This window comes from Streptomyces colonosanans, from assembly GCF_001866645.1.
Classification (GTDB): Bacteria; Actinomycetota; Actinomycetes; order Streptomycetales; family Streptomycetaceae; genus Streptomyces; species Streptomyces colonosanans.
In genome coordinates this window covers 1-1,595 of record NZ_MLYP01000164.1, presented here as the reverse complement: position 1 = coordinate 1,595, position 1,595 = coordinate 1, and the positions used below count along the sequence as shown (strand labels likewise).

The following is a 1,595-nucleotide window of genomic DNA, read 5'->3' as shown; positions in this document are numbered from 1 at the left end:
TGCGCAGCGGGTTGATCTCCGAGACGGCGCCCACGAACGTGGTCTTGCCGACACCGAAGCCGCCCGCCACCACGATCTTCGCGGAGGTGGTCGACCGCCCTCCGTCAGAGCTTGCGAAGTCCACTGAGCACCCTTTCGAGCAGTGTCACGTCCGGCGCGCCGCCGTTGTTCTCGTCGCCACCCGGCTGGTGGACCGCGACGAGACCGGCTTCCGCGAGGTCCGCGACGAGGATCCGTGCCACACCGAGCGGCATCGACAAGAGCGCCGACACCTCCGCCACCGACTTGACCTCGCGGCACAGGTGGCAGATCCGCTGGTGCTCGGGCAGCATGCCCATGAGCTGGGCCGGGTCGGCCGTCGTGCTGATCAGCGCCTCTATCGCGAGCTGGTAGCGCGGCCGGGTCCGGCCGCCCGTCATCGCGTACGGACGGACCAGCGGTTGGTCGCCCTCATCCCCGTACAGATCTGCGTACGGATCGTGAGAGGCAGGGGGCGGGGTCATGAATCCTCCGGGCGGGACAGCAAGTTGGTCAGTCGTGCCGTCTGACGGGGCCGGTGGGGGGCTGTGGCGGCCGGACGGTGTTTTCGTGAGTTGGGGGTGATACCGGGGTCGGTCAGCGGAGCAGACTGCCCTGGAGCTCGGCGCGCAGGTCGGGCGTGAGTACCGCGCCCGCGCGGTCGACCAGGAGAGCCATCTCGTAGCCCACGAGCCCGATGTCGCTCTCGGGGTGGGAGAGCACGGCGAGGGACGAGCCGTCCGAGATGGACATGAGAAAGAGGAAGCCGCGTTCCATCTCGACGACCGTCTGCGCCACCTTGCCGCCCTCGAAGATGCGGGACGCACCCGCGGTCAGCGAGGTGAGCCCGGACGCCACCGCCGCGAGCTGATCTGCGCGATCACGCGGGAAGCCTTCCGACATCGCCAGAAGGAGACCGTCGGCGGACACGACGACGGTGTGGGACACCCCCGGCGTGTTGTCCACGAAGTTGGTGATCAACCAGTTGAGGTTCTGTGCCGCCTGGCTCATCTGACTCAACTACTGCTCCTGCTGGTGAGTGGGGAAGCTGCCGGTCTGGCCGGTACCGGCTTGGCGACCCTGGGCGATGCCCCGTCGGAGATTCGTCAGGCGGCCGCGTACGTCGTCGGGCGCACGCGAGACCTGCGGACCGGTGTGGTGCTGTTGCTGCTCGGCCGTGCCCGGGACGAGGTTCGCTCGCGGGACCCGGCGCGGCAGGCCGGAGGTGGTGACACCGCCCGCGGCAGGCTGGCGCACGCGCTCGGCCTTGCGGACGATCTCGTCGTTCGGTGAGGTGCGCCAGGCCGCGGGGGCCGGACGCTGGGGCGCCTCGGCGGGCTGCCGCTGCGGCGCCTGGGGCGCGGGGGCGTTGCTCTGCTGACGGTCGCCGTGGAACCAGTTGGTCTCCAGCGTGTCGTACAGCGGTGTCCCTCCGCCGCCGGGGCTCGGCGCAGCCGGCAGGGCCTCGGGCTCCTGACGGCGCGGAGGCTGCTGCTGCGGGGCCTGCGGCCGGGCGGCGCCGTAGCCACCGTCCGCCTGAGGTTGCGCGAACTGGCCGGTGGAGGACTGTGGTTGGG

Annotated in this window: 2 protein-coding genes and 2 pseudogenes; all 4 read right to left on the bottom strand. The window is 70.8% G+C overall.

Going from position 1 to position 1,595, the window contains the following annotated elements; all coding sequences use genetic code 11:
• Positions 1–124 (bottom strand): annotated as a pseudogene (locus BIV24_RS31030) (ATP-binding protein); the annotation flags it as partial.
• Positions 105–503: a DUF742 domain-containing protein gene (locus tag BIV24_RS31025; RefSeq protein ID WP_071369784.1), complete on the bottom strand. Its 399-nt coding sequence runs from the start codon at positions 501–503 to the stop codon at positions 105–107. The pseudogene BIV24_RS31030 and the gene BIV24_RS31025, both read right to left, overlap by 20 nt.
• Positions 504–615: 112 nt before the next feature.
• Positions 616–1,029: a roadblock/LC7 domain-containing protein gene (locus tag BIV24_RS31020; RefSeq protein WP_071369783.1), complete on the bottom strand. Its 414-nt coding sequence runs from the start codon at positions 1,027–1,029 to the stop codon at positions 616–618.
• A gap of 9 nt (positions 1,030–1,038) precedes the next feature.
• A pseudogene (locus BIV24_RS31015) lies at positions 1,039–1,595 on the bottom strand (nitrate- and nitrite sensing domain-containing protein); the annotation flags it as partial.